This window comes from Acidimangrovimonas sediminis, from assembly GCF_002871005.1.
GTDB lineage: Bacteria > Pseudomonadota > Alphaproteobacteria > Rhodobacterales > Rhodobacteraceae > Acidimangrovimonas > Acidimangrovimonas sediminis.
In genome coordinates this window covers 22,065-48,137 of record NZ_PHSN01000016.1, presented here as the reverse complement: position 1 = coordinate 48,137, position 26,073 = coordinate 22,065, and the positions used below count along the sequence as shown (strand labels likewise).

Annotated in this window: 23 protein-coding genes; 4 read left to right on the top strand and 19 right to left on the bottom strand. The window is 67.2% G+C overall.

Features of this window, described 5'->3' with window-relative positions; genetic code table 11:
* Positions 1–42: 42 nt before the first annotated feature.
* The 4 genes from CVV76_RS15030 (at position 43) to CVV76_RS15015 (ending at position 2,956) form a co-directional block, all read left to right on the top strand.
* Positions 43–1,491 (top strand): TrkH family potassium uptake protein, encoded by a 1,449-nt coding sequence (locus tag CVV76_RS15030; RefSeq protein WP_102225625.1) that lies wholly within the window; start codon positions 43–45, stop codon positions 1,489–1,491.
* Between the two features lie 155 nt (positions 1,492–1,646).
* Positions 1,647–1,991, top strand: a complete 345-nt coding sequence (locus CVV76_RS15025) for a hypothetical protein (protein ID WP_102225494.1) — start codon at positions 1,647–1,649, stop codon at positions 1,989–1,991.
* Positions 1,991–2,263 carry a hypothetical protein gene (locus tag CVV76_RS15020; protein WP_102225493.1) on the top strand — a complete coding sequence of 91 codons (273 nt, stop codon included), beginning with the start codon at positions 1,991–1,993 and terminating at the stop codon, positions 2,261–2,263. The genes CVV76_RS15025 and CVV76_RS15020 overlap by 1 nt, the downstream gene beginning before the upstream one ends.
* A 36-nt stretch (positions 2,264–2,299) precedes the next feature.
* The gene (locus tag CVV76_RS15015; RefSeq protein WP_233192969.1) at positions 2,300–2,956 is read left to right on the top strand and encodes a DUF1523 family protein; all 657 of its coding nucleotides are present in this window, start codon (positions 2,300–2,302) and stop codon (positions 2,954–2,956) included.
* 288 nt (positions 2,957–3,244) lie between these two features.
* Here CVV76_RS15015 and lpdA read toward each other — a convergent pair whose 3' ends face one another.
* From lpdA to CVV76_RS14920, 19 genes are all read right to left on the bottom strand, one after another.
* The gene (gene lpdA / locus CVV76_RS15010; RefSeq protein WP_102225492.1) at positions 3,245–4,633 is read right to left on the bottom strand and encodes a dihydrolipoyl dehydrogenase; all 1,389 of its coding nucleotides are present in this window, start codon (positions 4,631–4,633) and stop codon (positions 3,245–3,247) included.
* Complete coding sequence (locus CVV76_RS15005; RefSeq protein WP_102225491.1) at positions 4,626–5,141, bottom strand: hypothetical protein; 516 nt, start codon at positions 5,139–5,141, stop codon at positions 4,626–4,628. The genes lpdA and CVV76_RS15005 overlap by 8 nt, the downstream gene beginning before the upstream one ends.
* Positions 5,142–5,146: 5 nt before the next feature.
* Complete coding sequence (locus tag CVV76_RS15000; RefSeq protein ID WP_102225490.1) at positions 5,147–5,536, bottom strand: MAPEG family protein; 390 nt, start codon at positions 5,534–5,536, stop codon at positions 5,147–5,149.
* Between the two features lie 139 nt (positions 5,537–5,675).
* On the bottom strand, positions 5,676–6,071 hold the full coding sequence (locus CVV76_RS14995; RefSeq protein WP_102225489.1) for an MAPEG family protein: 396 nt from the start codon (positions 6,069–6,071) through the stop codon (positions 5,676–5,678).
* Positions 6,072–6,137: 66 nt separating this feature from the next.
* Positions 6,138–7,679, bottom strand: coding sequence for a 2-oxoglutarate dehydrogenase complex dihydrolipoyllysine-residue succinyltransferase (gene odhB / locus CVV76_RS14990; protein ID WP_102225488.1), 1,542 nt, complete (start codon positions 7,677–7,679; stop codon positions 6,138–6,140).
* Positions 7,680–7,685: 6 nt separating this feature from the next.
* Entirely contained in the window at positions 7,686–10,640 is a 2,955-nt protein-coding gene (locus CVV76_RS14985; RefSeq protein ID WP_102225487.1) for a 2-oxoglutarate dehydrogenase E1 component, read from the bottom strand.
* A 305-nt stretch (positions 10,641–10,945) separates the two neighbouring features.
* Positions 10,946–11,830 (bottom strand): succinate--CoA ligase subunit alpha, encoded by an 885-nt coding sequence (gene sucD, locus CVV76_RS14980; protein WP_102225486.1) that lies wholly within the window; start codon positions 11,828–11,830, stop codon positions 10,946–10,948.
* Positions 11,831–11,982: 152 nt separating this feature from the next.
* The gene (locus CVV76_RS14975) at positions 11,983–12,258 is read right to left on the bottom strand and encodes a hypothetical protein (RefSeq protein ID WP_102225485.1); all 276 of its coding nucleotides are present in this window, start codon (positions 12,256–12,258) and stop codon (positions 11,983–11,985) included.
* A 55-nt stretch (positions 12,259–12,313) separates the two neighbouring features.
* Positions 12,314–13,507 carry an ADP-forming succinate--CoA ligase subunit beta gene (gene sucC, locus CVV76_RS14970; protein WP_102225484.1) on the bottom strand — a complete coding sequence of 398 codons (1,194 nt, stop codon included), beginning with the start codon at positions 13,505–13,507 and terminating at the stop codon, positions 12,314–12,316.
* Positions 13,508–13,812: 305 nt separating this feature from the next.
* Positions 13,813–14,775 (bottom strand): malate dehydrogenase, encoded by a 963-nt coding sequence (gene mdh, locus CVV76_RS14965; RefSeq protein WP_102225483.1) that lies wholly within the window; start codon positions 14,773–14,775, stop codon positions 13,813–13,815.
* A 348-nt stretch (positions 14,776–15,123) separates the two neighbouring features.
* Entirely contained in the window at positions 15,124–15,531 is a 408-nt protein-coding gene (locus CVV76_RS14960) for a VOC family protein (protein WP_102225482.1), read from the bottom strand.
* Positions 15,528–16,889, bottom strand: a complete 1,362-nt coding sequence (locus CVV76_RS14955) for a glutamine synthetase family protein (RefSeq protein WP_102225481.1) — start codon at positions 16,887–16,889, stop codon at positions 15,528–15,530. Before CVV76_RS14955 ends, CVV76_RS14960 begins: the two co-directional genes overlap by 4 nt.
* A gap of 123 nt (positions 16,890–17,012) precedes the next feature.
* Positions 17,013–17,954 carry a 2-hydroxyacid dehydrogenase gene (locus CVV76_RS14950; protein ID WP_102225480.1) on the bottom strand — a complete coding sequence of 314 codons (942 nt, stop codon included), beginning with the start codon at positions 17,952–17,954 and terminating at the stop codon, positions 17,013–17,015.
* Positions 17,955–18,139: 185 nt separating this feature from the next.
* Positions 18,140–19,285 (bottom strand): rod shape-determining protein RodA, encoded by a 1,146-nt coding sequence (gene rodA, locus CVV76_RS14945; RefSeq protein ID WP_102225479.1) that lies wholly within the window; start codon positions 19,283–19,285, stop codon positions 18,140–18,142.
* Positions 19,286–19,300: 15 nt separating this feature from the next.
* Positions 19,301–21,247 carry a penicillin-binding protein 2 gene (gene mrdA, locus CVV76_RS14940; RefSeq protein ID WP_102225478.1) on the bottom strand — a complete coding sequence of 649 codons (1,947 nt, stop codon included), beginning with the start codon at positions 21,245–21,247 and terminating at the stop codon, positions 19,301–19,303.
* A complete protein-coding gene (locus CVV76_RS14935; protein WP_102225477.1) occupies positions 21,244–21,783 on the bottom strand; it encodes a rod shape-determining protein MreD in 540 nt (179 codons plus the stop codon). Before CVV76_RS14935 ends, mrdA begins: the two co-directional genes overlap by 4 nt.
* Positions 21,776–22,771, bottom strand: a complete 996-nt coding sequence (gene mreC, locus CVV76_RS14930) for a rod shape-determining protein MreC (protein ID WP_102225476.1) — start codon at positions 22,769–22,771, stop codon at positions 21,776–21,778. Before mreC ends, CVV76_RS14935 begins: the two co-directional genes overlap by 8 nt.
* A gap of 38 nt (positions 22,772–22,809) precedes the next feature.
* Positions 22,810–23,847, bottom strand: a complete 1,038-nt coding sequence (locus tag CVV76_RS14925) for a rod shape-determining protein (protein WP_102225475.1) — start codon at positions 23,845–23,847, stop codon at positions 22,810–22,812.
* A 246-nt stretch (positions 23,848–24,093) separates the two neighbouring features.
* Positions 24,094–25,653 (bottom strand): 2-isopropylmalate synthase, encoded by a 1,560-nt coding sequence (locus CVV76_RS14920; RefSeq protein ID WP_102225474.1) that lies wholly within the window; start codon positions 25,651–25,653, stop codon positions 24,094–24,096.
* Positions 25,654–26,073 lie beyond the last annotated feature (420 nt).

Sequence of the window (26,073 nt, the reverse complement as noted above, 5' to 3'; positions counted from 1 at the left end):
GCGCTTGACAGGGGCACCCGCGCGGGCCAAGCCTCGGCGGTCATGTCGGATTTGCGCCCTGTCGGATATGTGATCGGCCTGCTCGTCGCCGCCCTCGGGGCGACGATGCTTTTGCCCTTTGCCGCCGACCTGTGGGAAGGGGAGGGCCACTGGCCCGTCTTCCTTGGCGCTGCGGCCCTCACCGGGCTTGCGGGCGGCAGCCTTGCACTTGCCTGTCAGAGCGGGGTGCGCCATGGCCTGACGATCCAGCAAAGCTTTCTGCTGACCACCGGCACATGGGCCCTGCTGCCGCTTTTCGGCGCGATCCCCTTCATGCTGGGCGCGCCGCATGCCAGCCTGACGGACGCCTATTTCGAGGCGATGTCAGGGCTGACGACCACCGGCTCGACCGTGTTCACCGACCTCGATCACCTGCCCGCAGGAACCCTGCTGTGGCGCGGCCTGCTGCAATGGTTGGGGGGCCTCGGGATCGTCATCGTGGCCATGGTCTTCCTGCCGGTGATGAAGGTCGGGGGCATGCAGTATTTCCGCTCCGAAAGCTTTGACACGCTGGGAAAGATCCTGCCCCGGGCGCTGGACATCTCGAACGGGCTGATCCGCGTGTACCTGATGCTCACGCTGGGTTGCGCCACGACCTATTTCGCGCTCGGCATGGGGGGCTTCGACGCGATGGTGCATGCTTTGACTACCGTCTCGACCGGCGGTTTCGCCAATTCCGACGGCAGTTTCGCGGCCTACGCCGGGCCGATCGAATATGCGTCGGCGGCCTTCATGCTGCTGGCCTCGATGCCGTTCATCCGCTTCGTGCAGCTGAGCACAGGCAACTGGCGGCCGCTGTGGCGCGACGTGCAGGTGCGCGCCTACCTGCGCTGGGCTGCCTATGCGATCGCCGCCATCACCGTCTACGAGGTCTGGGACCGGGGCGCGCCGCTGTTCGCGACGCTGCGCGAAACCACCTTCAACGTCGTGACGATCTTCTCGGGGACCGGCTACACCTCCGTCGATATCGGCCAGTGGGGGCCGTTCCCGTTCATCGTGGTGTTCACGGTGGGCATGATCGGCGGTTGCACCGCGTCGACCGGCTGCTCGATCAAGGTGTTCCGCTTCCTGATCCTGTTCGAGGCGGTCCGGACCCAGATCCGCCGGATCCTGAGGCCCAACGCCGTGCTGCCTGTGCGCCTGGAGGGGCGGCCGGTGGGCGAGGACGTGATCAATTCGGTCATCGTGCTGTTCACTGCCTTCGTAGTGACCTTCGGCGTGGTCGCCGTGGGGCTGTCGTTCATCGGGCTGAATTCCGAGACCGCGGTGACGGCGGCCTGGACCTCGGTCTTCAACATCGGGCCGGCCTTCGGGCCCGGGGTGGGGCCCACCGGCGCGATGGACGGCTTTCCGCCCTCGGCCAAGTGGCTGATGGCCTTCGGCATGCTGGGCGGGCGGCTGGAGATGCTGTCGGTCTTCGTCCTCTTCGTGCCGCGGTTCTGGCGCGCCTGAGGCGGAGCCGTCCGGGTGCCGCAGATGGGACATTGGGCCGGGGAAGTGCGCCCGCACGATTGCCCCACAAGACGATTGCCCAGCACGATTGGCGGTGTCGGACCGCGGGGCTTCTGGGTTACACTGGGCCGAGACAGCACCGGCGGAGGGGAAAGATGGACAATGCCGAGATGATCCGGGGCGGCCTGGCGATCCTGGTGCCGGTCGCGGCGCTGGTGCTGATCGCGGCCATGGTGCCGATCTGGCTGGCGCGCAGGCTGGGCCACGACCTGCGCGCGCGCTCGACCAACATCGCGCTGTCGTCGGTCGCGATGCTGATCGTCTCGGGCGGGTATTTCGCCGTGCTCTACGTGATCGAGGCGCCCCGCGTCGCCGGTGCCATCGCGGCGGAACCGATGGCGGCGCTGTGGCATTTTCTCTGGCTGGGCCTGATGGCGGGCCTGCTCTGGGCGCCGGTGGTCGTGCTTGCCGCGACCCTGCGCGCCGGCGGGGGGCGCTGATGGGCTTCGTGCGCGCCGTCGTCCTCGGGCTTGCGGTGCTCACCGTGCTCTACCTGCTGATCGCCGCCTATTTCCGGTCGGTCGCGCGCGAGCGGCTGGAACGCGACTGGGAGGAGCAGTACCCGGGGCTGGAGGGCGACGCCCGCGATGAATATATCGAGTCGGGCATGAAGGAATACCACGGGTCGCTGAGGCGCAGGCTGATCCTGGGTGTCTATGTCGTGCCGATCGTGGCGGTCGCGGTGATCGCCTATTTCGTGAACCGCCAGTAGCGGCCGGCCCGGGACGGGCGGACAGGAAGGATGGGGATGGCTAGCAAGTTGAAATGGGGCTTCATCGCCTTCGTCGCGGTGGTGATCGGGCTGTTCCTCGACTATACCCTGCCGCAGCATGACGTGGTGCGGATCACCAACAGCTACAACCGGGTGACGACGCTGGGCAGCCTGAACAGGTTCTTCTACGCCTCGCCCGATGCCGGCACCAAGGAAGCCAAGGACAGCCGCGATATCCGCTTCATCGAGGCGGTCTATCCGAGCGGCAAGGTGATCGTCTACCGCAACGAGGACACCGGCTGGATCTGGCCACCCTATTTCAAGTATGACAGCTCGAACCTGCAGGCCAAGGCCTCGGCGCTGAAGTCGAGCAGCGACAGCCCGAAATGGGTGGTGGTCACCAAGTACGGCTGGCGCATCCCGTTCCTGTCGATCTATCCGAACGCCATCGGCGTGAAGCAGGTCGCCGGGCCCGACGTGTCGATCTTCCCTTGGCTCAACATCGTCATCCTGGCGGTGCTGGCGCTGATCGTCTTCTTTTTGTGGCGCATGTGGGTACGGTTCCGCGAGCGCACGCTCGACCCGCTGATCGCCGGCGGGCAGGAGCGGCTGGACCGCACCGAGGCCCGGGCCGAGACCGCGAAGGTGGACGCGCGCAACTGGTGGCGGCGGAACTTCGGGCGGAAGAAGTAGCACGGCGACGCGGGCCGGGCCTTCGGGCCGCGGCGCGGCCCTGGGTCGGCACGGCCTCGGAGCGCGAGGCTTAGGTGGAGTCTCGGGGTGTCGAGGTCGGTGGCGGGGGCGCTGCCCCCTGCACCCCCGGGATATTTGGACTCAGAAGAAAGGTGGGGGAGGCTTTCGGGCCTCTGTTGGCGCGGCTGCCGCGGGGGATGTTGCGGCGTTGGGGAGGCCCTCCAGTGCGCCATGAAGAAGGGCGCCCGGGTTGTTTCCGGGCGCCCCAGGGTTTCGCGGGAGGCCTGCTTACGAGTGGATCGGGCCGTCGCCGCAGGCCAGGGCTGCCTCGCGCACCGCTTCCGAGAAGGTCGGGTGGGCGTGGCAGGTGCGCGCCAAATCCTCGGCCGCCGCGCCGAATTCCATCGCGACGCAGGCCTCGTGGATCAGCTCGCCCGCCGCCGGGCCGATGATGTGCACGCCGAGGATCCGGTCGGTTTCCTTGTCCGCCAGGATCTTGACGAAGCCGTCGGCCTGCATCACCGCCTTGGCGCGCGCATTGCCCATGTAAGAGAACTTGCCCGCCTTGTAGGCGCGGCCCTCGGCCTTGAGCTGCTCCTCGGTCTGGCCGACCCACGCGACCTCGGGGGCGGTGTAGATCACGCCCGGGATGACCGAGTAGTTGACGTGGCCGTGCTGGCCCGCGATCACCTCGGCCACAGCCATGCCCTCGTCCTCGGCCTTGTGGGCGAGCATCGGGCCCTGGATCACGTCGCCGATGGCGTAGACGCCCTTGACCGAGGTCTGCCAGGAGGCATCGGTCTCGATCTGGCCGCGCTGGGTCAGCTTGACGCCCAGCTTGTCGAGGCCCAGCCCTTCGGTGAACGGGCGGCGGCCGGTGGCCAGCAGCACGGCATCGGCACTCAGCGTGACCTCGCTCTCGTCCTTCTTCAGCTTGTAGACGACCTTGGCCTTGCCCTTCTCGACCACGGCGGATTGCACCGCTGCGCCCGTCACGAACTCGATCCCCTGCTTCTTCAGCAGGCGCTGGAAGGTACGGGCGACTTCGGCATCCGCACCCGGCACGATCGCGTCGAGGAATTCGACCACGGTGACCTTGGCGCCGAGACGGGCGTAGACCGAGCCGAGTTCCAGCCCGATGACGCCGCCGCCGATCACCACCATCTCCTTCGGCGGCTTGGACAGCGACAGGGCGCCGGTTGAGGTGACGATCACCTTCTCGTCGACTTCGACACCCTTCAGCGGCGCGGGTTCCGAGCCCGAGGCCAGAACGATGTTCTTGGCCTCGTGCACCTCGTCGCCGACCTTGACCTTGCCGGCCTCGGGGACCGAGGCCCAGCCCTTGATCCAGTCGATCTTGTTCTTCTTGAACAGGAACTCGATGCCCTTGGTGTTCTGGCCGATCGTGTCGTCCTTGTAGGCGAGCATCTGTTTCCAGTCGACCGAGGGCGCCTTGCCCTTCAGGCCGAGGGTGGCAAAGTTGTGCTCGGCCTCGTGCAGCATGTGCGATGCGTGCAAGAGCGCCTTGGACGGGATGCAGCCGACGTTCAGGCAGGTGCCGCCCAGGGCGTCGCGGCCCTCGACGCAGGCGGTCTTCAGACCCAGTTGCGCACAGCGGATGGCACAGACATAGCCGCCCGGGCCGCCTCCGATCACGATGACATCATAGCTAGCCATTCAGGCCTCCTTTGGATTTCTTGAGCTTGCGCCCGGCCCGCGCGGCACCGCGCGGCCGGGAGATCTTGAGATGCCCGCCTTCCTGCATCGCCCAGGTGCCGGGCTGCTGCCGGCGCAGCCAGGCGGCGAGCAGAAGCAGCGCCACGCCCGGCGCCAGTGCCAGCACATGGTCGACCCAGAGCGGGACCAGGTGGTCGATGGCGACATGCACGTCGCCGAAGAGGGGCATGAGCCCGGGCAGGTGGTAGATCGCGCCGACGAAGGCGAGCCCGGCCACGATCGAGATCGTCAGCGAGCGCGGAAACTCACCCGGCGCGACCTCCTGCAGGTGGGCGAGGTGGCGCAGCGCCCCGAGCGCCCCGAGGTAACACGCCACGGCAAACAGCCCGAGCGCGAGCGCCGCCCCCGCGGCCCGGCTGCCCAGGCCGATCGCGCCAAGCGCCGAAAGGATCCCGGCAAGGGCCAGTCCTTCGGTTGCGAGAGCGGTCTGTCGGGCGGTGCGGAACATCGGGATCAGAGCAGGTAGAGGGCCACGGTGCAGGCAAAGGCCACGAGCCAGAGCAGCGTGCGGATGCCGACGATGTTGAAGACATAGGCGGGCACGTAGAGCACCCGCGCGATCAGGAAGATCTGGGCGCACATCAGGGTGGCGCCGCTGAAATCCGCCTCGGCCGAGAGGATCAGCACGGCGGGGGCAAAGAGCGCCATCGCGACGACGGAATTGGCGATCGCCCGCTCAAGCCGACCGGTCAGGCCGTCGAGGGTGCGGCCCTCATCGCGCGAGGACAGCAGGTACCCCATGCCCAGCTGGCCCGCCGCGCCGCTGACCTGCAACAGGATCAGGAGCGCGAGGAACAGCCCGTAGAGGGCGAGGATGTTGAGCTCGTTCGTGATCAGGGCCATGGCTCTGTCTCCTGCGGTGCCGGATCAGCCTAGCGCGAAGGGCGCGGCGGCGGAACCGTTGGCGACGGGGCGCGTCGCCCGCTTCTGGCCTGCGGCCGGTTTGCCCCCGGGCCTATGTTCGCCAAGATGAAGCACCGCGTCAGACGAGGGCGGCGATGACGAGGAGCAGGGTGGCGAGGAAGCCCAGGCCCCAGATCCCCGAGCGCCCGGGGGCGAGGCCGGTGGCATAGGCAGGGATATAGGCGATCCGCGCGAGGACGAAGATCCAGGCGAGGAAGGCGGTCCAGCCGTTCGACTGGTGCGTGAGGCCGACCATCAGCGCGGCGGGCGCGAACATGATCAGGCTTTCGAAGGAGTTCGAGACCGCGCGTTGCAGCCTGCCGGTGACGATCGAGAGCGGCCGCTGGGGCGCGTCGTCACGCGGGCTGGTGGTATATTTCGTGCCGATTTCGCGATTGGCGCGATAGGCGAAGAGGCCGATCAGCGCCATGTGGACCAGGATCGCGACGGCGAGGGCGGTGAGTTCCGGTGTCATTGTCTCGGGCCCTGGTTGGGGCCCCGGCCCAGGAAGGCCGGGGCTGTGTTGAAAGGATCCGCGGGATTACAGATCCATCAGCAGGCGGCGCGGATCCTCGAGCGCTTCCTTGACGCGGACGAGGAAGGTCACCGCGCCCTTGCCGTCGACGATGCGGTGATCGTAGCTGAGCGCGAGGTACATCATCGGGCGGATGACGATCTGGCCGCCGACGACCATCGGGCGTTCCTGGATCTTGTGCATGCCCAGGATGCCCGACTGCGGCGGGTTCAGGATCGGCGAGGACATCAGCGACCCGTAGACGCCGCCGTTCGAGATGGTGAACGAACCGCCCTGCATCTCGGCCATCGACAGCTTGCCGTCGCGCGCCCGGGTGCCAAGCTCGGCGATCTTCTTCTCGATCGCGGCAAAGGACATCTGGTCGGCGTCACGCACCACCGGCACGACAAGGCCCGAGGGCGTGCCCACGGCCACGCCCATGTGGACGTAGTTCTTGTAGATCACCTCGGTGCCGTCGATCTCGGCATTGACGTCGGGAACCTCCTTCAGCGCGTGGCAGCAGGCCTTCACGAAGAAGGACATGAAGCCCAGCTTCACCCCGTGCTTCTTCTCGAAGATACCCTTGTACTCGTTGCGCAGGTCCATGATCGCCTGCATGTCGACCTCGTTGTAGGTCGTCAGCATCGCGGCAGTGTTCTGCGCGTCCTTCAGGCGGCGGGCGATGGTCTGGCGCAGGCGGGTCATCTTGACCCGCTCCTCGCGGGCGGCGTCGTCGGCCGGCACGGGGGCGCGCTGCGCCGGCGCCGGGGCGCTGGCGGTCTTCGACGCCGAGGTTCCGGCGGCGATCGCCTTGGCCACGTCTTCCTTCATCACCCGGCCGTCGCGGCCGGTGCCCTGCACCTGGTCACGGTTCAGGCCGGCATCGGCCATCGCCTTCTTGGCCGAGGGCGCATCCTCCACGTCCTTCTTGCCCGAGGCGGCGGGCGCCTCGGCCTGAGCGGGGGAAGACGCGGGGGCCGCACCTTCCGACGACGGCGTCACGGCACCGCCCGAGGACAGCACCGCCAGCTTGCCGCCGGCAGACACCGTCTCGCCTTCACCGGCGAGGATCTTGCCCAGCACACCGGCGGCGGGCGAGGGAACCTCGACCGAGACCTTGTCGGTCTCAAGCTCGCACAGCATCTCGTCCTGCGCGACGGTGTCGCCTTCCTTCTTGAACCAGGTGGCGACGGTGGCTTCGCTCACGCTCTCGCCCAGGGTCGGCACCATGACGTCGACCGATTTGCCCTCGCCGCCCTCGGCGGCCTCGGCGGCCTTGGGCGCCTCGTCCGCCGACTTGCGCGGCTTGGTCTCTTCCGACCCGGCGGCGCCGGCCTCGGCGACCTGGGCGAGCAGGGCGTTCACGCCGACCGTGTCGCCTTCGTTCGCGACGATCTCGTCAAGGATGCCGGAAACCGGGCTGGGAACCTCGACGGTCACCTTGTCGGTTTCCAGTTCGCACAGCATCTCGTCGACCGCGACGCTGTCGCCGGGCTTCTTGAACCAGGTGGCGACGGTGGCTTCCGAGACGCTTTCACCCAGCGTGGGAACACGCACTTCCGTAGACATATCTGTTTATCCTTCGATCGTCAGCGCTTCGTTGACGAGCGCTTCCTGCTGTTTCTTGTGCTGGCTGGCCAGACCGGTCGCCGGCGAGGCCGACGCGGCACGGCCGACGTAGCGGGGCCGCGAATGCTTCGCCCCGATCCGGGTCAGCACCCATTCGATGTTCGGTTCCATGAAGCTCCAGGCACCCTGGTTCTTCGGCTCTTCCTGGCACCAGACGATCTCGGCCTGCTTGAACCGCTCGAGCTCCTTCACCAGCGCCAGCGCCGGGAAGGGATAGAACTGTTCGACCCGCATCAGATAGACATCGTCGAGGCCCCGCTCGTCGCGCTGCGCGAGAAGGTCGTAGTAGACCTTGCCCGAACACATGACGACGCGCTTGATCTTGTCGTCGGCGACCAGCTGGGTGTCCGAATGGCCCTTTTCGGCGTCGTCCCACAGCACGCGGTGGAAATGCGAGCCGGTGGTGAAGTCGTCGGCATCCGAGATGCACATCGGGTGACGCAGAAGCGATTTCGGCGTCATCAGGACCAGCGGCTTGCGGAAGCTGCGGTGCAGCTGGCGGCGCAGGATGTGGAAGTAGTTCGCGGGCGTCGAGCAGTTGGCGACGATCCAGTTGTCTTCCGCCGACATCTGCAGGAACCGTTCCAGCCGCGCCGAGGAGTGCTCGGGGCCCTGGCCTTCGAACCCGTGTGGCAGCAGCATCACGAGGCCCGACATCCGGAGCCACTTGCGCTCGCCCGACGAGATGAACTGGTCGAACATGATCTGGGCGCCGTTGGCGAAGTCGCCGAACTGGGCCTCCCACATCACCAGCGCGTTGGGTTCGGCCAGCGAATAGCCGTACTCGAAGCCCAGCACCGCGTATTCCGACAGCATCGAGTCGATCGCGTCATAGCGCGCCTGACCTTCGCGGATGTTGTTGAGCGGGTAGAAACGCTCTTCCGTTTCCTGGTCGATCAGGGCCGAGTGGCGCTGCGAGAAGGTGCCGCGGCCGCTGTCCTGGCCCGCCAGGCGCACCGGGAAGCCCTCGGTCACGAGGCTGCCGAAGGCCAGCGCCTCGGCGGTCGCCCAGTCGAAGCCCTTGCCTTCCTCGAACATCTTCTTCTTCGAGTCGAGCAGGCGCCCCACCGTCTTGTGCAGGTGGAAGCCGTCCGGAACCCGGGTCAGCGCGGCGCCGACATCGGCCATCGTGTCGGGCGAAATCGCGGTCTGGCCGGCCTGGTACTCGGCCCCCTCGCGGTCGATGCCCGACCAGCGGCCGTCCAGCCAGTCGGCCTTGTTCGGCTTGTATTCCTTGCCGGCCTCGAATTCCTCGTTCAGATGGGCCTGGAACGCGGCCTTCATGTCCTCGATCTCGCCCTCGGGGATCAGGCCGTCCTTGACCAGCCGGTCGGTGTACAGCTGAAGCGTGGTCTTCTGCTTCTTGATCTTGGTGTACATGATCGGGTTGGTGAACATCGGCTCGTCGCCTTCGTTGTGACCGAAGCGGCGATAGCAGAAGATGTCGATGACCACGTCCTTGTGGAACTTCTGGCGGAATTCCGTCGCGACCTTGGCGGCATGCACCACGGCCTCGGGGTCATCCCCGTTGACGTGGAAGATCGGCGCCTCGACCATCAGGGCGATGTCGGTCGGGTAGGGCGACGAGCGCGAGAAGTGCGGCGCCGTGGTGAAGCCGATCTGGTTGTTCACGACGATGTGGATCGTCCCGCCGGTGCGATGCCCGACAAGGCCGGTCATGCCGAAGCATTCCGCCACCACGCCCTGGCCCGCGAAGGCCGCGTCGCCGTGCAGCAGGATCGGCAGCACCTGGCTGCGGGTCGGGTCGTTCAGCTGCGACTGCTTGGCGCGCGCCTTGCCCAGCACGACCGGGTTCACAGCCTCGAGGTGCGAGGGGTTCGCGGTCAGCGAAAGGTGGACGGTGTTGCCGTCGAAGGTGCGGTCGGACGAGGCGCCAAGGTGGTATTTCACGTCACCCGAACCGTCCACGTCCTCGGGCTTGAAGCTGCCGCCCTGGAATTCGTTGAAGATCGCCCGGTAGGGCTTCATCATCACGTTCGACAGGACCGACAGGCGCCCGCGGTGGGGCATGCCCACGACGACCTCCTTCACACCCAGCGCGCCGCCGCGCTTGATGATCTGCTCCATCGCCGGGATCAGGCTTTCGCCGCCGTCGAGGCCGAAGCGCTTGGTGCCCATGTACTTGACGTGCAGGAACTTCTCGAAGCCCTCGGCCTCGACCAGCTTGTTGAGGATCGCGCGGCGGCCCTCACGGGTAAAGCTGATCTCCTTGCCGTAGCCTTCGATCCGCTCTTTCAGCCAGCTCGATTCCTCGGGGTTCGAGATGTGCATGTACTGCAGCGCGAAAGTGCCGCAATAGGTGCGCTTCACGATGTCGACGATCTGGCGCATCGACGCCAACTGCATCCCCAGCACGTTGTCGATGAAGATCGGCCGGTCCATGTCGGCCTCGGTGAAGCCGTAGGATTTCGGGTCGAGCTCGGGGAACTTGCTCTCCTCGTGCATCCGCAGCGGGTCGAGGTCTGCGGCAAGGTGGCCGCGGATCCGATAGGCGCGGATCAGCATCAGCGCGCGGATCGAATCCAGCACGGCGCGCTGGACCTGATCGTCGGTCAGGCTGACGCCGGCCTTCTGCGCCTCCTTCGAGATCTTCTTGCCCGCATCCTTCATCTCGGTCGCGGGCCATTCGCCGGTCAGGGCCGAGGTCAGCTCGTCCTGCGGGGCAGGGGGCCAATCGGTGCGCGCCCAGCTCGGGCCAGCGGCGGCCTGCTTGGCGTCGGTGCCGGCATCGCCGATCGCGGCGAAGAACGCGGCCCATTCGGGGTCGACGCTGTTCGGGTCGGCGACATAGCGCGCCTCGAGCTGGTCGATGTAATCGGCGTTCGCCCCGTCGAGGAAGGACGAGGAGCGGAATTGTTCGTTGGGGGATTGCTCGGTCATGGTGTCACCTCACTGGGTTTGACCGTCTAGATAGGTGCTCGGGCACGGGCTGCCAGCCTGCGTCCGGTCTGGCCCGGGGCGCACGGTCAGCGCGAGGGGTCGGAAAACATGGCGATCGGGCCGCGTCGCCAGTGACCCGGCCCGAGGGGAAAAATCCGCCGCGGCGGGGCCGGCGGCGGATGAAACAAGGGTCTTCGGCACGAAATGCGGAACCGGGGCAGCCGCGCAGCGCGCACCGGCAGGCCGCGGTGCGCGGCGCTGTCGGGTCACGGGCAGAGCGCTGGCTGCCGCCGGTCGCATGGTCGTTACCCCTTGATCGCTTTCAGCACGGCCTCGCCCAGGGTCGCCGGGCTGTCGGCCACGACGATGCCAGCCGATTTCATGGCCTCGATCTTCGATTCCGCGTCGCCCTTGCCGCCCGAAACGATGGCGCCGGCATGGCCCATGCGGCGGCCGGGAGGGGCGGTGCGGCCCGCGATGAAACCGGCGACCGGCTTCTTGCGGCCCTTCTTGGCCTCGTCCTTGAGGAACTGCGCGGCCTCTTCTTCGGCCGAACCGCCGATCTCGCCGATCATGATGATCGACTGGGTCTCGTCATCGGCAAGGAACATCTCGAGCACGTCGAGGTGCTCCATCCCCTTGATCGGGTCGCCGCCGATGCCCACGGCCGACGATTGGCCCAGGCCCACGTCGGTGGTCTGCTTGACCGCCTCGTAGGTCAGGGTGCCCGAACGCGACACGACGCCGACCGAGCCGCGGCTGAAGATGCTGCCCGGCATGATGCCGATCTTGCATTCGCCGGGGGTCATGATGCCGGGGCAGTTCGGCCCGATCAGGCGCGATTTCGACCCGTTCAGCGCGCGCTTCACGCGCATCATGTCGAGCACCGGGATACCTTCGGTGATGCAGACGATCAGCTCGATCTCGGCGTCGATCGCCTCGAGGATCGAATCCGCGGCGAAGGGCGGGGGAACGTAGATCACCGAGGCGTTGGCCTCGGTCTTGGCGACGGCCTCGTGGACCGAGTCGAAGACCGGCAGGTCGAGGTGGCTCTGGCCGCCCTTGCCCGGGGTCACGCCGCCGACCATCTGGGTGCCGTAGGCGATCGCCTGTTCGGTGTGGAAGGTGCCCTGGCTGCCGGTGATGCCCTGGCAGATCACGCGGGTGTTCTTGTCGACGAGTACGGCCATCTGGCCCTCCTGCTTGGTCCTTGGGGTCGGCACCCGGGGGCGCCTGTATTCACTTGGCTGCAAAATTCTTCCTGCCGCCGTTTCGACCGGCGGGGGGGCAGGGCGGTCGTGGCGCGGCGGCTCAGCCCGGCCGCCGCGCCATGGGGTTCGTCTCAGCCCGTCGTCTTGGTGGCGTCGGCCGCCGTGGGCGTCGAATGACCTCCGGTCGTGGTGACCGTCGGATCCCAGTAGTTCACCTTCTGCGGCTCGCAGCGCACCGGCACGCTGGGCGTGCCATGCATGTACTTCTGCGCGACCGGATCCATGTTCGGGCAGTCCGTCGTGCCCGCAACCTCGTGATCCACGACCTTGACCTGTTCGCCGCACCCGGCAAGTGCCAGGCAGCCGACGAACCCGATCAGCGCCGCTTTCGGAAGGTGTTTCCTCATTCCCTAATCCCCTTTCATTGCACTACAGGTGCACACTCATACCATATCTTGAGGATTAGCCCTTCACGGCTTTCACGATTTTCTGCGCTGCGTCCGAAAGGTCGTCTGCGGCGATCACGTTGAGGCCGGAGTTGGAGATGATCTCCTTGCCGAGCTCCACGTTGGTTCCCTCGAGGCGCACGACCAGCGGAACCTGCAGGCCCACTTCCTTCACCGCGGCGATGACGCCCTCGGCGATGATGTCGCAGCGCATGATGCCGCCGAAGATGTTGACGAGGATGCCTTTGACGTTCTTGTCCGAGGTGATGATCTTGAACGCCTCGGTCACTTTCTCCTTCGTGGCGCCGCCGCCGACGTCGAGGAAGTTGGCCGGTTCCGCACCGAACAGCTTGATGATGTCCATCGTGGCCATCGCCAGGCCCGCACCGTTGACCATGCAACCGATCTCGCCGTCCAGCGCGATGTAGTTCAGGTCGTATTTCGAGGCCGCGAGTTCCTTGGGGTCCTCTTCGGTCTCGTCGCGCAGCGCGGCGATGTCGGCGTGGCGGTACATCGCGTTGTTGTCGAAGCCGAACTTGGCGTCCAGCACCTTGAGCTCACCGCCGTCCGAGATGATCAGCGGGTTGATCTCCAGCATCTCCATGTCCTTGTCCATGAAGACCTTGTAGAGCGTGCCCATCAGCGCGACGCATTGCTTGACCTGGGCGCCCTTGAGTCCCAGCTCGAACGCGACGCGGCGGCCGTGGAACGGCTGGTATCCGGTGGCCGGATCGACCGAGAAGGACAGGATCTTTTCCGGGGTCGAGGCTGCGACTTCCTCGATGTCCATGCCGCCCTCGGTCGAGCAGACGAAGGACACGCGGCTGGTCACGCGATCGACGAGGAGGGCGAGGTACAGCTCGCGCTCGATGCCCGAACCGGCCTCGATGTAGATGCGGTTCACCTGCTTGCCGGCCGGACCGGTCTGGTGCGTCACGAGGGTGCGGCCCAGCATCTGCTTGGCCATCGCCTCGGCCTCTTCGACCGACTTGGCAAGGCGCACGCCGCCCTTGTCGCCGGCTTCGGCCTCCTTGAAGTGGCCCTTGCCGCGGCCGCCGGCATGGATCTGCGCCTTCACGACCCAGAGCGGACCGTCGAGTTCGCCCGCCGCCGTCTTGGCCTCGTCGGCCTTGAGAACGACCCGTCCGTCGGACACCGGAGCGCCGTAGTCGCGGAGGAGGGCCTTGGCTTGGTATTCATGGATGTTCATGAACTCGTCCCGTCTGTCGTGGAATTTGGGCCCGCATGGCATATCGAAAACCGTGGGGAAAGAAATTCCTGCGTGATTTCCGGGTTTCGGCTGAAATTCGCGGGTTTTGTGATCACAGTTTTCCAGGGCGTGATCACAAGCAGGGAGTCGTTAACCCCTGCGACGGGGTGTCGCGGCCGAGTCGCCCCGCCGAAGGCCGACTCGGCCGGGTGCAGAAAGCGAAACGCCGCCCTCCGGTGCGGGGCGGCGTGTCGGTTTCGGGCGATGCCGGCCCGCGGGGCGGCATCGGGGCAGGGCGATCCGGCCTAGCCGAGCGCCGGGTCGATCGCCTTGCAGGCATCGACGAGGCTCTGTACCGAGGCGACGGATTTCTGGAACATCGCCTTCTCTTCCTTGTCGAGCTTGATGTCGAGAACTCGCTCGATCCCCTTGGCGCCGATCACCGTGGGCACCCCCACGTAGAGACCGTTGAGCCCCAGCGCGTTGTCGACCCAGGCGGCGCAGGGCAGCACCCGCTTCTGATCCTTGAGGTAGGCCTCGGCCATCTCGATCGCGCTGGTCGCGGGCGCGTAGAAGGCCGACCCGGTCTTCAGCAGGCCCACGATCTCCGCTCCGCCGTCGCGGGTGCGCTGGATGATCGCGTCGAGCTTTTCCTTGCTGGTCCAGCCCATCTCCACCAGGTCGGGCAGGGGGATGCCGCCGACCGTCGAATACCGCTTCAGCGGCACCATGCTGTCGCCGTGTCCACCGAGGACGAAGGCCGATACGTCCTTGACCGAGACGCCGAATTCCAGCGACAGGAAGTGGCGGAAGCGCGCACTGTCGAGGACGCCCGCCATGCCGCAGACCTTCTGGTGCGGCAGGCCCGAGAATTCGCGCAGCGCCCAGACCATGGCGTCCAGCGGGTTGGTGATGCAGATGACGAAGGCGTTCGGCGCGTGTTCGCGGATGCCTTCGCCCACGGACTTCATGACCTTGAGGTTGATGCCCAGCAGGTCGTCGCGGCTCATCCCCGGCTTGCGGGGCACGCCGGCGGTGACGATGCAGACGTCGGCCCCCGCAATGTCGGCATAGTCGTTGGTGCCCCTGAGCTGGGCGTCGAAGCCCTCCGCCGGGCCCGATTCCGCGATGTCCAGCGCCTTGCCCTGCGGGGTGCCTTCGGCGATGTCGAAAAGAACGACGTCGCCCAGTTCCTTGATCGCGGCGAGATGGGCGAGCGTGCCACCGATCTGGCCGGCGCCGATGAGGGCGATCTTGGGTCGGGCCATGGAAAATCTCCAAGTTTCGTTGAGGCGGACCGGAGGTTCCGGCACCGCGAGTCTGAAGTCATGGTCAGGCAGAGGGGTAGCCCCTCGGGGCTTTGGGTGCAAGGCCGCGGGGGCTCTGCACGCCAAGGGCGAACACGGCGCGGGGCCTGCGAAGGGGTCCATGACGGGGTCATGATGGGGGCACGTCGCCAGCTGCTCCCCGGCGGCCGGGCGGGCCGAGCGGAGGCAAGTGCGCGCGGTGACAGAATTTGCCCCGCAGCGGGCCGTTCGTCCGGCAAGGGCGCGCGGGCCGGGCGGGCAGGGCGCCCCCCGCATTGCCTCACGCGGGATGTCCCGCGCGGGCTGGCGCTAGGCCGTCTTGCCGCCGTCGGGGCCGTGGTCCCCGGGCGCGGTGTAGCTGGAAATCTCGATCAGGTTGCCGTCGGGGTCGGTGAAATAGACCGAGGTGATCGGTCCCCGCGCGCCCGACCGCGTCACCGGCCCCTCGATCCCGGCAACCCCCTCGGCGGTCAGCCGTGTCACGACGTCCCCGGGCGACAGGTCGGTCAGAAGGCACAGGTCGCCCGATCCGATGCAGGCGTGGTTGCGGGTTTCCTGCCCGAGGCTTTGCAGGTTGATCTTCTGCGCGCCGAAGCGCAGCGCCCGGCGGCCCGCGCCGAACGTGACCGGCTCCATCCCCAGGACGCGGGCATAGAACGCCGCCGCTTCATCCGGGTCGCGGACCGTCAGGACGACGTGGTCGATGGCGCGGATCATGCCAGTTCCAGCCCACGGCGGCGTTCCCAGTCGGTCACCACGCGGTTCTGCTCCTCGATCTCCCAGCGCGCTGCGCGGGTGTAGTGGTCGACCACGGCATCGCCAAAGGCTGCGCGCAGCATCACCGACCCCTCCAGCGCCGCCGCCGCCTCGCCCAGGGTACGCGGCACCTCCGTCACGCCCTCGGCCTTGTAGATGTCGCCGGTCGCGGGCGGTCCCAGCTTCAGCCCCTCCTCAATCCCCGCAAGCCCCGCGGCCAGAAGCGCCGCCATCGCGAGATAGGGGTTGAGGTCGGCGCCGCCGATCCGGCACTCGATCCGCACCCCCCTGGTGCCCTCGCCGCAGACCCGGAAGCCGGCGGTACGGTTGTCGAGGCTCCAGACCGCCTTGGTGGGTGCAAACAGCCCCTCGGTGAAGCGCTTGTAGCTGTTGACGTAGGGGGCGAGGAAACATGTCACCTCACGCGCGTATTTCAGCTGCCCCGCCACGTAGGACCGCATCAGCGCCGACATCCCGTGCGCGGCCCCGGGGTCGAGGAAGGCGGGTGCTCCGTCCTTCCACAGCGACTGGTGTACATGGCTCGACGATCCCGCGCGGTCGTGGCGGTACTTGGCCATGAAGGTCAGCGACCGGCCCTTGAGAAAGGCGATCTCCTTGCAGGCGTTCTTGGTCAGCGCATGCATGTCCGCCGCGTCGAGCGCGTCGGAATACCGGGTGTTGAGCTCCTCCTGCCCGATCTCGGCCTCGCCTTTGGAACATTCCACCGCGACCCCGGCCCCGTAGAGACCGTTGCGGATCGCGCGCATGACGTCCTCTTCCTTGGTGGTGCCGAAGACCGAATAGTCGATGTTCTGCCCGCCCAGGGTACGCGGATGCTGCCAGTCGGCCTCGCGCAGGGCGTCGTAGCTTTGCGAGAACAGAAAGAATTCAAGCTCGCTTGCCATCATCGGGGTGTAGCCCATGGCCTCGGCCCGGGCGACCTGCGCCTTGAGCATGGCGCGCGGGCCCTGCGGCACCTCGGTGTGATCCGGACCCAGCATGTCGCAGATTACCAGCGCGGTCCCCTCCAGCCAGGGAATGCGCCGGAGCGTGGCCATGTCCGGGCGCAGCACGTAATCGCCATAGCCGCTGTCCCAGTTGGTCGAGGCATAGCCCTGAACAGTCGCCATCTCCAGGTCGGTTGCCAGCAGGTAGTTGCAGCAATGGCTCTCGGCATGGGCGCTGTCGAGGAAGTGCGCGGCGTGAAAGCGCTTGCCCATGAGGCGGCCCTGCATGTCGATCCCCGCCGCAATCACCGTGTCGATCGTGCCATCGGCCGCGGCCGCGCGCAGCGCGTCGAAGCTCAGGTTTCCCGCCATATCCGTCCCTATGCCTGCCCCGAACCCGGCGGATGGTGGCACAGCGGCAGGGGAGAGGGAAGGGCGCCCGAGCGCCCTCCGCGCAGATGCGAACGGGGGGCGCGATGGGGGCGACGCGCCGCCTCAATATCCCCGTGTGCGGTCGACCTGGTGCAGGAAGGGCGCGCCGGTCTCGCCGCGGCGGATGTTCTCGGCGATGACCCGTGCAGCGGTCGCTGGCCGGGTTTCCGAGGCCACATGCGGTGTCACCGTCACCTTCGGATGCGCCCAGAACGGATGCGCGGGCGGTAGCGGCTCCTCGCGGAAGACGTCGAGGGTGGCATGCGCCAGCTGCCCGCCGTCCAGCGCCGCGATCAGGGCCGCGTCGTCGATCAGGGGCCCCCGGCCCGGGTTCACGACAAAGGCGCCGGGCGCCATGAGCGCGATCCGCCGGGCGTCGAGCAGGTTCTCCGTCTCGGCCGTCAGCGGCACCAGCAGCACGGCGATCTGTGCCCCGCTCAGCGCCTCGTCGAGGCCCGCCCGCCCGGAAAGGCAGCGGATCCCCGGCACCTCCTTCTGCGACCGGCTCCACCCGGTGACGGGAAAGTTCAGCGCCGCCAGCGCCTGCCCGCAGGCCTGCCCCAGCGCGCCAAGGCCCAGCATCGCGACCGGCCGCTCCCGCGCGATCGGCGGCACCGCCCGGTCATGGCGCCAGATCCCGTCCTGGTTCAGCACGTGCAGGTCGGTTCCCAGGTGGTGCCGCAGCACCTGGCCCACGACCCATTCCACCATGCCCTCGGTCATTGCCGGGTCGACCATGCGGCACAGCGGCTGGGTCAGGGTCGCATTGCCCACGATGTTCTCGACCCCGGCCCAAAGGTTCAGCACCGCCTTCGCGTTGCGGTAAGGCCCGAAATCGGAGATCTCCCCGCCCGGCGAGAAGACGATGTAATCCACCTCCTCGGGCCGGTCGACACTGTCGCTCAGCACCGCCTCGACCCCGGCCTCGGCCAGCGCCTGCTCCAGCGGTGCGCGGTAGGCTGGCCAATGTGCCGCCCCGGCGGCGAAATACACGTTCACGGACATCTGCTATTCCTCTCTTCTTCTGAGCGGAAATATCCCACGGGGGTGCGGGGGTGTGAAACCCCCGCAAGAAAGGTGTTTGCGCGGATGTGTCCCCCTTACGAACGGGGGGTGCGCCGGGGCTTGCCCCAACGCAGACGGCAGAGTCCCGGAGGCACCCGACCGTCCGCATCCGTCCCGCGCATGGCCTAACGACCGCGCGGCTTGTGGATATGCGCGCTCTGCACCAGTCCGAAGGCCGCCAGCAGCACCAGCATCGCCGACCCGCCGTAGGACACCAGCGGCAGCGGTACCCCCACCACCGGCGCCAGCCCCATCACCATCGCCATGTTGACCGCGAAGTAGAAGAAGAACGTCGCCGCCACGCCCAGGATCAGCAGCTGCGAGAACCGGTCTTTGGTCTGCATCGCGGCCGAGACGCAGAACGCCACCACCAGCACGTAAAGCACCAGAAGCGAGAAGGCCCCGAGAAAGCCGAATTCCTCGCCCAGCGTGGTGAAGATGAAATCGGTGTGCTTCTCGGGCAGGAAATTCAGCCGCGACTGGGTGCCCTGGAGGTAGCCGCGCCCGGTCCAGCCGCCAGATCCCAGCGCGATCTTGGCCTGGGTGATGTGATAGCCCGCGCCCAGCGGGTCCGACCCGGGATCGAGGAAGATGTCGATGCGCTTGAACTGGTAGTCCTTCAGAAGCTGCCACGGCTTGCCGCGCGACATCATCACCAGCGTGACAAGGCCCGCCCCCATGCCCGCGACGACCACGAAATACCAGATCGAGACGCCGGCCACGAACATCACCACCCCGCCGCCCAGAAGCAGCAGAATCGCCGTGCCGAGGTCGGGCTGCTTGAGCACCAGTGCGGTCGGGACAAGGATGAGAACCACCGGCACGAGCACCCAGAACGGCCGCGAGACCTTCTTGGGCGGCAGCCAGTCGTAATAGGCCGCCAGCAGCATCACCAGCGAGATCTTCATCACCTCCGACGGCTGCAACCGCATGAAGCCGATGTCGATCCAGCGTTGCGCGCCCATGCCGACGGTGCCGATCAGCTCTACCAGCAGCAGCAGCCCGAGCGAGCCGAGATAGGCCACCCCCGCCATGTTGCGCCAGAACCAGATCGGGGTGAAGGCGATGCCGAACATCACCACCAGCCCCAGCGCGAAGCGTTCCACCTGCGGTTCGGCCCAGGGCTGCATCGAGCCCCCGGCGACCGAGTAGAGCATGAGAAAGCCCACACCGCAGACCGCGCTCAGAAGGATGACGAGTGCCCAGTTGACGTAGAGCACCTTCTTCAGGCCGGAGGGGATCGTCTTGACCGAATACTCGAGATAGCTCATCGCCCCGCGCCTCCGTCAGGTCCGCGCCCGCGCCGGGGTCGTCGGCGCGGCGAGGTCGCGTAGCTGCAGCGAATTCTGCTGTGCCTCGATATCCTTGCGCTGAAAGCTTGGATAGGCCGTCAGCGGCGGCGTGCCGCCATAGAGCGTCTGGAGCATGATGTCGCGTGCCATCAGCGCGGCGGGGTGCGAGCCGCCGGAATGCTCGATCACCACCGACAGGGCGTAGCGCGGGTTGTCATAGGGCGCGTAAGCCACGAACAGCCCGTGGTCGCGGCGGTTCCACGGCAGGTCCTCGTTCTTGATCACGCCCCGGGCGCGGTCGGCGGCCGTGATGCTCCAGACCTGGCTCGATCCGGTCTTGCCGGCCATGGTCATGCCGTCCGTCTCGATCCGCGCGGTGCGGGCGGTGCCGTGGCTGCCGTTGACGACGGAAAACAGCCCCGACCGGATGCCGTCCAGCGCGAAGGGGTGCAGCCCCAGCGGCGGAGCAGGGGTGCGGGGCTGGTCGATGCTGTCGACCGACCGGACGAGGCGGGGCTGCAGCGCGGTGCCGGTGGCCATCCGCGCCGCCATTACCGCCAGCTGCAGCGGCGAGGCCAGGACAAAGCCCTGCCCGATGGCCGCGTTGACGGTGTCGCCGATCAGCCAGTCCTGCTTGTGCACCCGGCGCTTCCACTCCTTCGTCGGTGCCAACCCCTCGGCGATCGCCGACATCGGCAGGTCGTGGCGCACGCCGACGCCCAGCTCATGGGCCATCGCGCTCATGGCGTCGATGCCGACGCGCTGTGCCACCTCGTAGAAGAAGACGTCGCAGGATTGTTCCAGCGCGCCGCGCAGGTTCAGGTGGCCGTGGCCCGAGTGTTTCCAGCAATGGAACCGGCGGTTGCCCAGTTCGATGTAACCCGGGCAGTAGATCGTCTCGTTGGTGTTGAGCTTGCCGGCATGCAGCGCGGCCGAGCCGGTGACGATCTTGAAGGTCGATCCGGGCGGGTAGGTGCCCGCCACCGACTTGTCCACCAGCGGCCGGTGGTCATTGTGCATCAGCGCGTTGTAATCCTTGTAGGAAATACCCCGCACGAACAGGTTCGGGTCGAACGACGGCGACGAGCCGATCGCCAGCAGGTCGCCGTTGGTGACGTCCATCACTACGGCCGAGGCGGCCTCTCCCCCCAGCCGCGCGTGCAGGTAATCCTGCAGCGCCGCGTCGATCGTCAGCTGCACGTTCCTGCCGGTGACCGGCGGCACGCGGTCAAGCTCTCGCATCACGCGGCCGACGGCGTTCACCTCGATCCGCTTGGTTCCGGCCTTGCCGCGCAGGTCGTCCTCTAGCTTCTGCTCGACCCCGGTCTTGCCGATCTGGAAATCGGGGATCTGCAGCACCGGGTCGGGGTCGTCCAGCGATTTCAGGTCGCGTTCCGACACCGGGCCCACGTAGCCCACGACATGGGCAAGGTCGGTGTCCAGCGGATAGTGCCGCGACAGCCCGACCGAGGGCGAGATCCCCGGCAGCGCCGGGCCGTTCACCGCGACGCGCGACAGGTCCTCCCAGCTTAGCCGGTCGGCCACGGTGATCGGCACGAAGGGGCTGCGCCGCTTCATCTCCTTGATCGTGTTCTCGACATCCTCGTCGGTGATCGGGATCAGGTCCTTCAGGCGGGCAAGGACGTCGTGCACATTGTCGCCCGCGTCCTCGCGCACGATCACAACAGAATAATTCTGCTCGTTCCCGGCCAGCAGGATGCCGTTGCGGTCGAAGATCAGCCCGCGCGCCGGCGGGATCAGCCGGATGTTGATCCGGTTCTCGTCTGCCAGCATGCGGTACTTGCCGGACTCGACGACCTGCATGTAGCGCATCCTCAGGCCAAGGCCTGCCACCACGGCCAGCTGCGCCCCCCCCATGAGGAGCGCGCGGCGGCTCACCTTGCGGTGGCTTCCGTCGGTATCGCGCGGCGTGCGTTTCATAGCCGTTTCCCCAGGCTGTCGACTTCTCCCGGCTGCGCCTTGCGCAGCCCCAGTGCCAGCGCGGTCAGCGCCACCACCAACGGATAGGCCAGCACCGTTCCGGCCGCCCGGGCGAAGGCCGGTGCAAAGTCCGGCAAGGGCAGGAAGGCCGCGGCGAAGGCGAAGCGGTAGGCGGCGAAGCAGGCAAGCATGACGATCGCCACCATAAGCCATTCGGCGAGGAATCCCACCTCACGAAGGAACACGACGCGCCCGCGAAGGAATTCCGCCCCCAGAAGCACGATCACCGCCCAGAGGCCCGGCGGCCGCATGGTCAGGAAATCCTCGAGCAGCACCACCATCGCGATCAGCAGGGCAGGAACGTAGTCGGGCCGTCTCAGCACCCAGGCGAAGGTGAAGCCCAGCAGGAGGTCGGGCCCCGGCCACTTCACCGGCGCACTGTCGATCGGCAGGAGGCGCAGGAAGATCAGAAACCCCGCCAGTGCGACGTAGAGGCCCCGGTAGGCCCAGCGGATCCGGGCCTGCGACTCAGCCATTGCCGCTGCTCCCCGAGCTGCCGCCCGACGCGCCCCCGGAAGTGCCGCCCTTGGCCGGCTTGGGCGCTTTGGTGTCGTCGCCCGCCGTGCCCGGGACGGGCTGGCCTGCGCCGCTGCCCTCCGGCCCGCCGGGCGGTGCGATCAGACTACCCGGGTCGTTGACCTTCGGCGTGGCATGGCTGCGCAGGACGCGCAGATAGTCGAGACGTTCGTAATCGGCGGCCAGCCGCACCCGCAGCCGGTGGTCGGCGCCCTGCACGACCTGCCCGACCAGAAGGCCGGCGGGAAAGATCCCGCCGTCGCCGGAGCTGACCACCCGGTCGCCGGGGCGCACCAGTTCGGGGTGTTCGAGGAATTCCAGCGGCGGCACGGCGGTATTGTCGCCCGCCACGAGCGCATGCTGGCCCGAGGGCTGGATCGTCACCGGGATGCGACTGTTGGAATCGGTGAGCAGGATCACCCGGCTGGTGGTCCGCCCCACGCCCGAGATCCGCCCGACGAGGCCCAGCCCGTCCATCACCGCCCAGCCGTCGACGATTCCGTCGCGGGCGCCCACGTTCAGAAGCACCGACTGCCGGAAAGGAGATCCGCTGTCGGCCAGCACTTGCCCTGTCACCTTGGTCAGCTGCGGGTCGATCCGCACCTGGTTCAGATCCAGCAGCTTGGCGTTCTTCTGCTCCAGCTGAAGGGCCGCTTCCTTCCAGGCCTTCATCTGCTGCAGCTCGCGCCGAAGCTCCTGATTCTGTTCGTAGATCCGGGTGTAGGATTCGAAGTTGTTCGCCATGCCGGCCAGCCTGGTCACCGGCACCAGCGCCCAGCTGAAGTTCGGCACGACCCGGTCGACCAGCGCCGCGCGAAAGCGTTCCACGCGCGGGCTGTCGATGCGCCAGAGCGCGAACAATGCCACCAGGATGAACACCAGGAACCCGATCAGGATACGCCTGATCGGCCGGACAAATTCATCGCTACCGTTGCGGTCCTTCGCCACGACTGCCCCACTTCACCCACACCGCGACAAGCGGCGTGTCAGCTGTCGTAATCTATAACGTGGCGCAGCTGCTTTTCATATTCCAGCGCCTTGCCGGTCCCGAGCGCGACACAGTTCAGCGACTCGTCCGCGACCGAGATCGAAAGCCCCGTCTGCTCGCGCAGCGCGAGGTCCAGCTCACCCAGCAGTGCGCCGCCGCCCGTGAGCATCACGCCACGGTCGACGATGTCGGCCGCCAGGTCGGGCGGGGTGGCCTCGAGCGCGATCATCACCGCCTCGCAGATCTGCTGCACCGGCTCGGCCAGCGCCTCGGCGACCTGCGCCTGGTTGATCTCGGTCTCCTTCGGCACGCCGTTCAGAAGGTCGCGGCCCCGGATCTGGATCGCCGCACCGCGGCCGTCGTCGGGCATGCGGGCCGTGCCGATCTGGGTCTTGATCCGCTCGGCGGTAGATTCGCCGATCAGCAGGTTCTGCTGGCGGCGCAGGTAGGAGATGATCGCCTCGTCCATTCGGTCGCCGCCGACGCGGACCGACCGGGCATAGACGATGTCACCCAGCGACAGCACGGCCACCTCGGTCGTGCCGCCGCCGATGTCGACCACCATCGACCCCGTGGGATCGGTGATCGGCATGCCGGCGCCGATGGCCGCGGCAATGGGTTCGGCGATGAGGCCGGCGCGGCGGGCGCCCGCGGACAGCACCGACTGGCGGATCGCGCGTTTCTCAACCGGGGTCGCGCCGTGGGGCACACAGACGATGACCTTCGGCTTCGAAAAGGTCGTGCGCTTGTGCACCTTGCGCATGAAATGCTTGATCATCTCCTCGGCGACGTCGAAATCGGCGATCACGCCATCGCGCATCGGGCGGATTGCCTCGATCGAGCCGGGGGTCCGGCCAAGCATCATCTTGGCGTCCTCGCCGACGGCCAGCACCTGCTTCTTCCCGTCCTTGACGTGGTAGGCCACCACCGACGGCTCGTTCAGGATGATCCCCCGCCCCTTGACGTAGACGAGCGTGTTCGCCGTCCCGAGGTCGATCGCCATGTCCGACGAGAAGATGCCCGAAAAGCCTGCCATGCTGGGGGTGCCCCTTGTGCCCGAAAAAGTGTGCCCGAATAAGCTGCAGCCCGCGACTCCCCTGTCGCGGGCCGTCGATCTTGTAGCCGGGCAACGCCTTGAGGGAAAGAGGGCAGAGGGGGTTGCCTCGGCGCAAAATTGCGCGGCAACGCCGCTGTGAGGGCCGCCTGACGCGGATTTGACCCGGGCGGAGGAAACCCGCGCCCGGGCCGCTCACCGCGGGCTCACGCCCGCCTCACGTCCCGCTCACGAGGCGGACTTCACCTCCGCCTCGGGCTTGGTCTTCTTGCGGCGCTGCACGAGACGGTTGAGCGCATTCACATAGGCCTTGGCGCTGGCCACCACCGTGTCGGTATCCGAGGCCTGTCCGGTGCCGATGTAGCCGTCCTCCTCCATTCGCACGCTGACGGTGGCCTGGGCGTCGGTGCCCTCGGTCACCGCATGCACCTGGTAGAGGGCGAGGCGGGCGTTGTGCGGCACCAGCGACTTCACCGCGTTGAAGGTGGCGTCGACCGGGCCGTCGCCGGTGGCGTGCACCGACTGCTCCCGCCCGTCGATGGCCAGGGTCATGTCGGCGGTCTGCGGACCCTCGGTGCCGCAGACGACCTTCAGCGATTTCAGCACGATACGGTCGTCCTCGGGCGAGGTCTGGTCCTGCATCAGCGCGACGAGGTCGTCGTCGTAGACCTCCTTCTTGCGGTCGGCCAGGGCCTTGAAACGCACGAAGACGTCGGCCAGCTGGTTGTCGGCCAGCTCGTAGCCCAGGTCGCGCAGCTTGGCGCGCAGCGCGGCCCGGCCCGAGTGCTTGCCCATCACCAGGTTGGTCTCGGCCAGGCCCACGTCCTCGGGGCGCATGATCTCGAAGTTCAGCGGGTTCTTCAGCATCCCGTCCTGGTGGATGCCCGATTCGTGCGCGAAGGCGTTCTTGCCGACGATCGCCTTGTTGTACTGCACGGCGAACCCCGACACCTGCGCCACCCGGCGCGAGATGTTCATGATGCGCCGCGTGTCGATCCCGGTCTGGTAGGGCATGATGTCGTTGCGCACCTTGAGCGCCATCACCACCTCTTCCAGCGCGGTGTTGCCGGCGCGTTCGCCCAGCCCGTTGATCGTGCACTCGATCTGCCGCGCGCCGGCCTCGACCGCGGCCAGCGAGTTCGCCGTCGCCATGCCCAGGTCGTTGTGGCAATGGGTGGCAAAGATGATCTCGTCGGCGCCGGGGACCTTCTCGATCAGCATGCGGATCAGGTCGGCAGATTCGCGCGGTGCGGTATAGCCCACGGTATCGGGGATGTTGATCGTCGTGGCGCCCGCCTTGATCGCGATCTCGACCACCCGGCAGAGATAGTCATGCTCGGTCCGCGTCGCGTCCATCGGCGACCATTGCACGTCGTCGCAAAGGTTGCGCGCATGGGTCACCGTCTCGTGGATCAGCTGCGCCATCTCGTCCTGCGTCAGGTTCGGGATCGCCCGGTGCAGCGGCGAGGTGCCGATGAAGGTATGGATCCTCGGGCGCCTGGCGTGCTTGACCGCCTCCCAGTTGCGGTCGATGTCCTTGAAGTTGGCCCGGCTCAACCCGCAGATCACCGAGGTCCTGGCCAGCTTGGCGATGTCGCGCACCGCCTCGAAATCCCCTTCCGAGGCGATGGGGAAGCCCGCCTCGATGATGTCCACCCCCATCTCGTCGAGCATGGAGGCGATCTCCAGCTTCTCGTCATGGGTCATGGTCGCGCCGGGGCTCTGCTCGCCGTCACGCAGGGTGGTGTCGAAGATCAGGACGCGGTCCTGTTCGGTCTTGTCGGTCATGATGGGTCTCTTCGTGTCTGGTTCTCGTCTGCGATCCCGGCGCTGGTCACCCCTGAGCGGCGCGCCGGTGAACGGGCACGCTCAGAGGCGGCTAAGGAGAAGCAGAATCCCGCGGGACAGCGCGCGCAACGGAAAGGCGCCGGTGGCCCCCGTCTGCGATGCGATATGAAAATCCCGTGTCATGGCGTCGCACTATACTGACCGAAGGAGAAAAGGAAAGTCTGAAACGCGCTGAAAATTCATGCGACTGCGGGTTTTCTGCGCGATGCCGCTCCGTCGGGGCCGCTCCGTCGGGCGTTGTGCTGCCCGCCTGACCGCGCGCGGGGTGCCTGTCGGCCGAGACGCGTATTTGCGGAACAATGAAAGGAACTTGTCCTTCATTGTTCCCGAAATACGCAAACCTGCACCGGGTTCCGCGCG

Bases quoted from the DNA above. Each gene is read 5' to 3' on its own strand.
- CVV76_RS15030 (WP_102225625.1), top strand. From the start codon at position 43: ATGTCGGATTTGCGCCCTGTCGGATATGTGATCGGCCTGCTCGTCGCC.
- CVV76_RS15025 (WP_102225494.1), top strand. From the start codon at position 1,647: ATGGACAATGCCGAGATGATCCGGGGCGGCCTGGCGATCCTGGTGCCG.
- CVV76_RS15020 (WP_102225493.1), top strand. From the start codon at position 1,991: ATGGGCTTCGTGCGCGCCGTCGTCCTCGGGCTTGCGGTGCTCACCGTG.
- CVV76_RS15015 (WP_233192969.1), top strand. From the start codon at position 2,300: ATGGCTAGCAAGTTGAAATGGGGCTTCATCGCCTTCGTCGCGGTGGTG.
- lpdA (WP_102225492.1), bottom strand. From the start codon at position 4,633: ATGGCTAGCTATGATGTCATCGTGATCGGAGGCGGCCCGGGCGGCTAT.
- CVV76_RS15005 (WP_102225491.1), bottom strand. From the start codon at position 5,141: ATGTTCCGCACCGCCCGACAGACCGCTCTCGCAACCGAAGGACTGGCC.
- CVV76_RS15000 (WP_102225490.1), bottom strand. From the start codon at position 5,536: ATGGCCCTGATCACGAACGAGCTCAACATCCTCGCCCTCTACGGGCTG.
- CVV76_RS14995 (WP_102225489.1), bottom strand. From the start codon at position 6,071: ATGACACCGGAACTCACCGCCCTCGCCGTCGCGATCCTGGTCCACATG.
- odhB (WP_102225488.1), bottom strand. From the start codon at position 7,679: ATGTCTACGGAAGTGCGTGTTCCCACGCTGGGTGAAAGCGTCTCGGAA.
- CVV76_RS14985 (WP_102225487.1), bottom strand. From the start codon at position 10,640: ATGACCGAGCAATCCCCCAACGAACAATTCCGCTCCTCGTCCTTCCTC.
- sucD (WP_102225486.1), bottom strand. From the start codon at position 11,830: ATGGCCGTACTCGTCGACAAGAACACCCGCGTGATCTGCCAGGGCATC.
- CVV76_RS14975 (WP_102225485.1), bottom strand. From the start codon at position 12,258: ATGAGGAAACACCTTCCGAAAGCGGCGCTGATCGGGTTCGTCGGCTGC.
- sucC (WP_102225484.1), bottom strand. From the start codon at position 13,507: ATGAACATCCATGAATACCAAGCCAAGGCCCTCCTCCGCGACTACGGC.
- mdh (WP_102225483.1), bottom strand. From the start codon at position 14,775: ATGGCCCGACCCAAGATCGCCCTCATCGGCGCCGGCCAGATCGGTGGC.
- CVV76_RS14960 (WP_102225482.1), bottom strand. From the start codon at position 15,531: ATGATCCGCGCCATCGACCACGTCGTCCTGACGGTCCGCGACCCGGAT.
- CVV76_RS14955 (WP_102225481.1), bottom strand. From the start codon at position 16,889: ATGGCGGGAAACCTGAGCTTCGACGCGCTGCGCGCGGCCGCGGCCGAT.
- CVV76_RS14950 (WP_102225480.1), bottom strand. From the start codon at position 17,954: ATGTCCGTGAACGTGTATTTCGCCGCCGGGGCGGCACATTGGCCAGCC.
- rodA (WP_102225479.1), bottom strand. From the start codon at position 19,285: ATGAGCTATCTCGAGTATTCGGTCAAGACGATCCCCTCCGGCCTGAAG.
- mrdA (WP_102225478.1), bottom strand. From the start codon at position 21,247: ATGAAACGCACGCCGCGCGATACCGACGGAAGCCACCGCAAGGTGAGC.
- CVV76_RS14935 (WP_102225477.1), bottom strand. From the start codon at position 21,783: ATGGCTGAGTCGCAGGCCCGGATCCGCTGGGCCTACCGGGGCCTCTAC.
- CVV76_RS14925 (WP_102225475.1), bottom strand. From the start codon at position 23,847: ATGGCAGGCTTTTCGGGCATCTTCTCGTCGGACATGGCGATCGACCTC.
- CVV76_RS14920 (WP_102225474.1), bottom strand. From the start codon at position 25,653: ATGACCGACAAGACCGAACAGGACCGCGTCCTGATCTTCGACACCACC.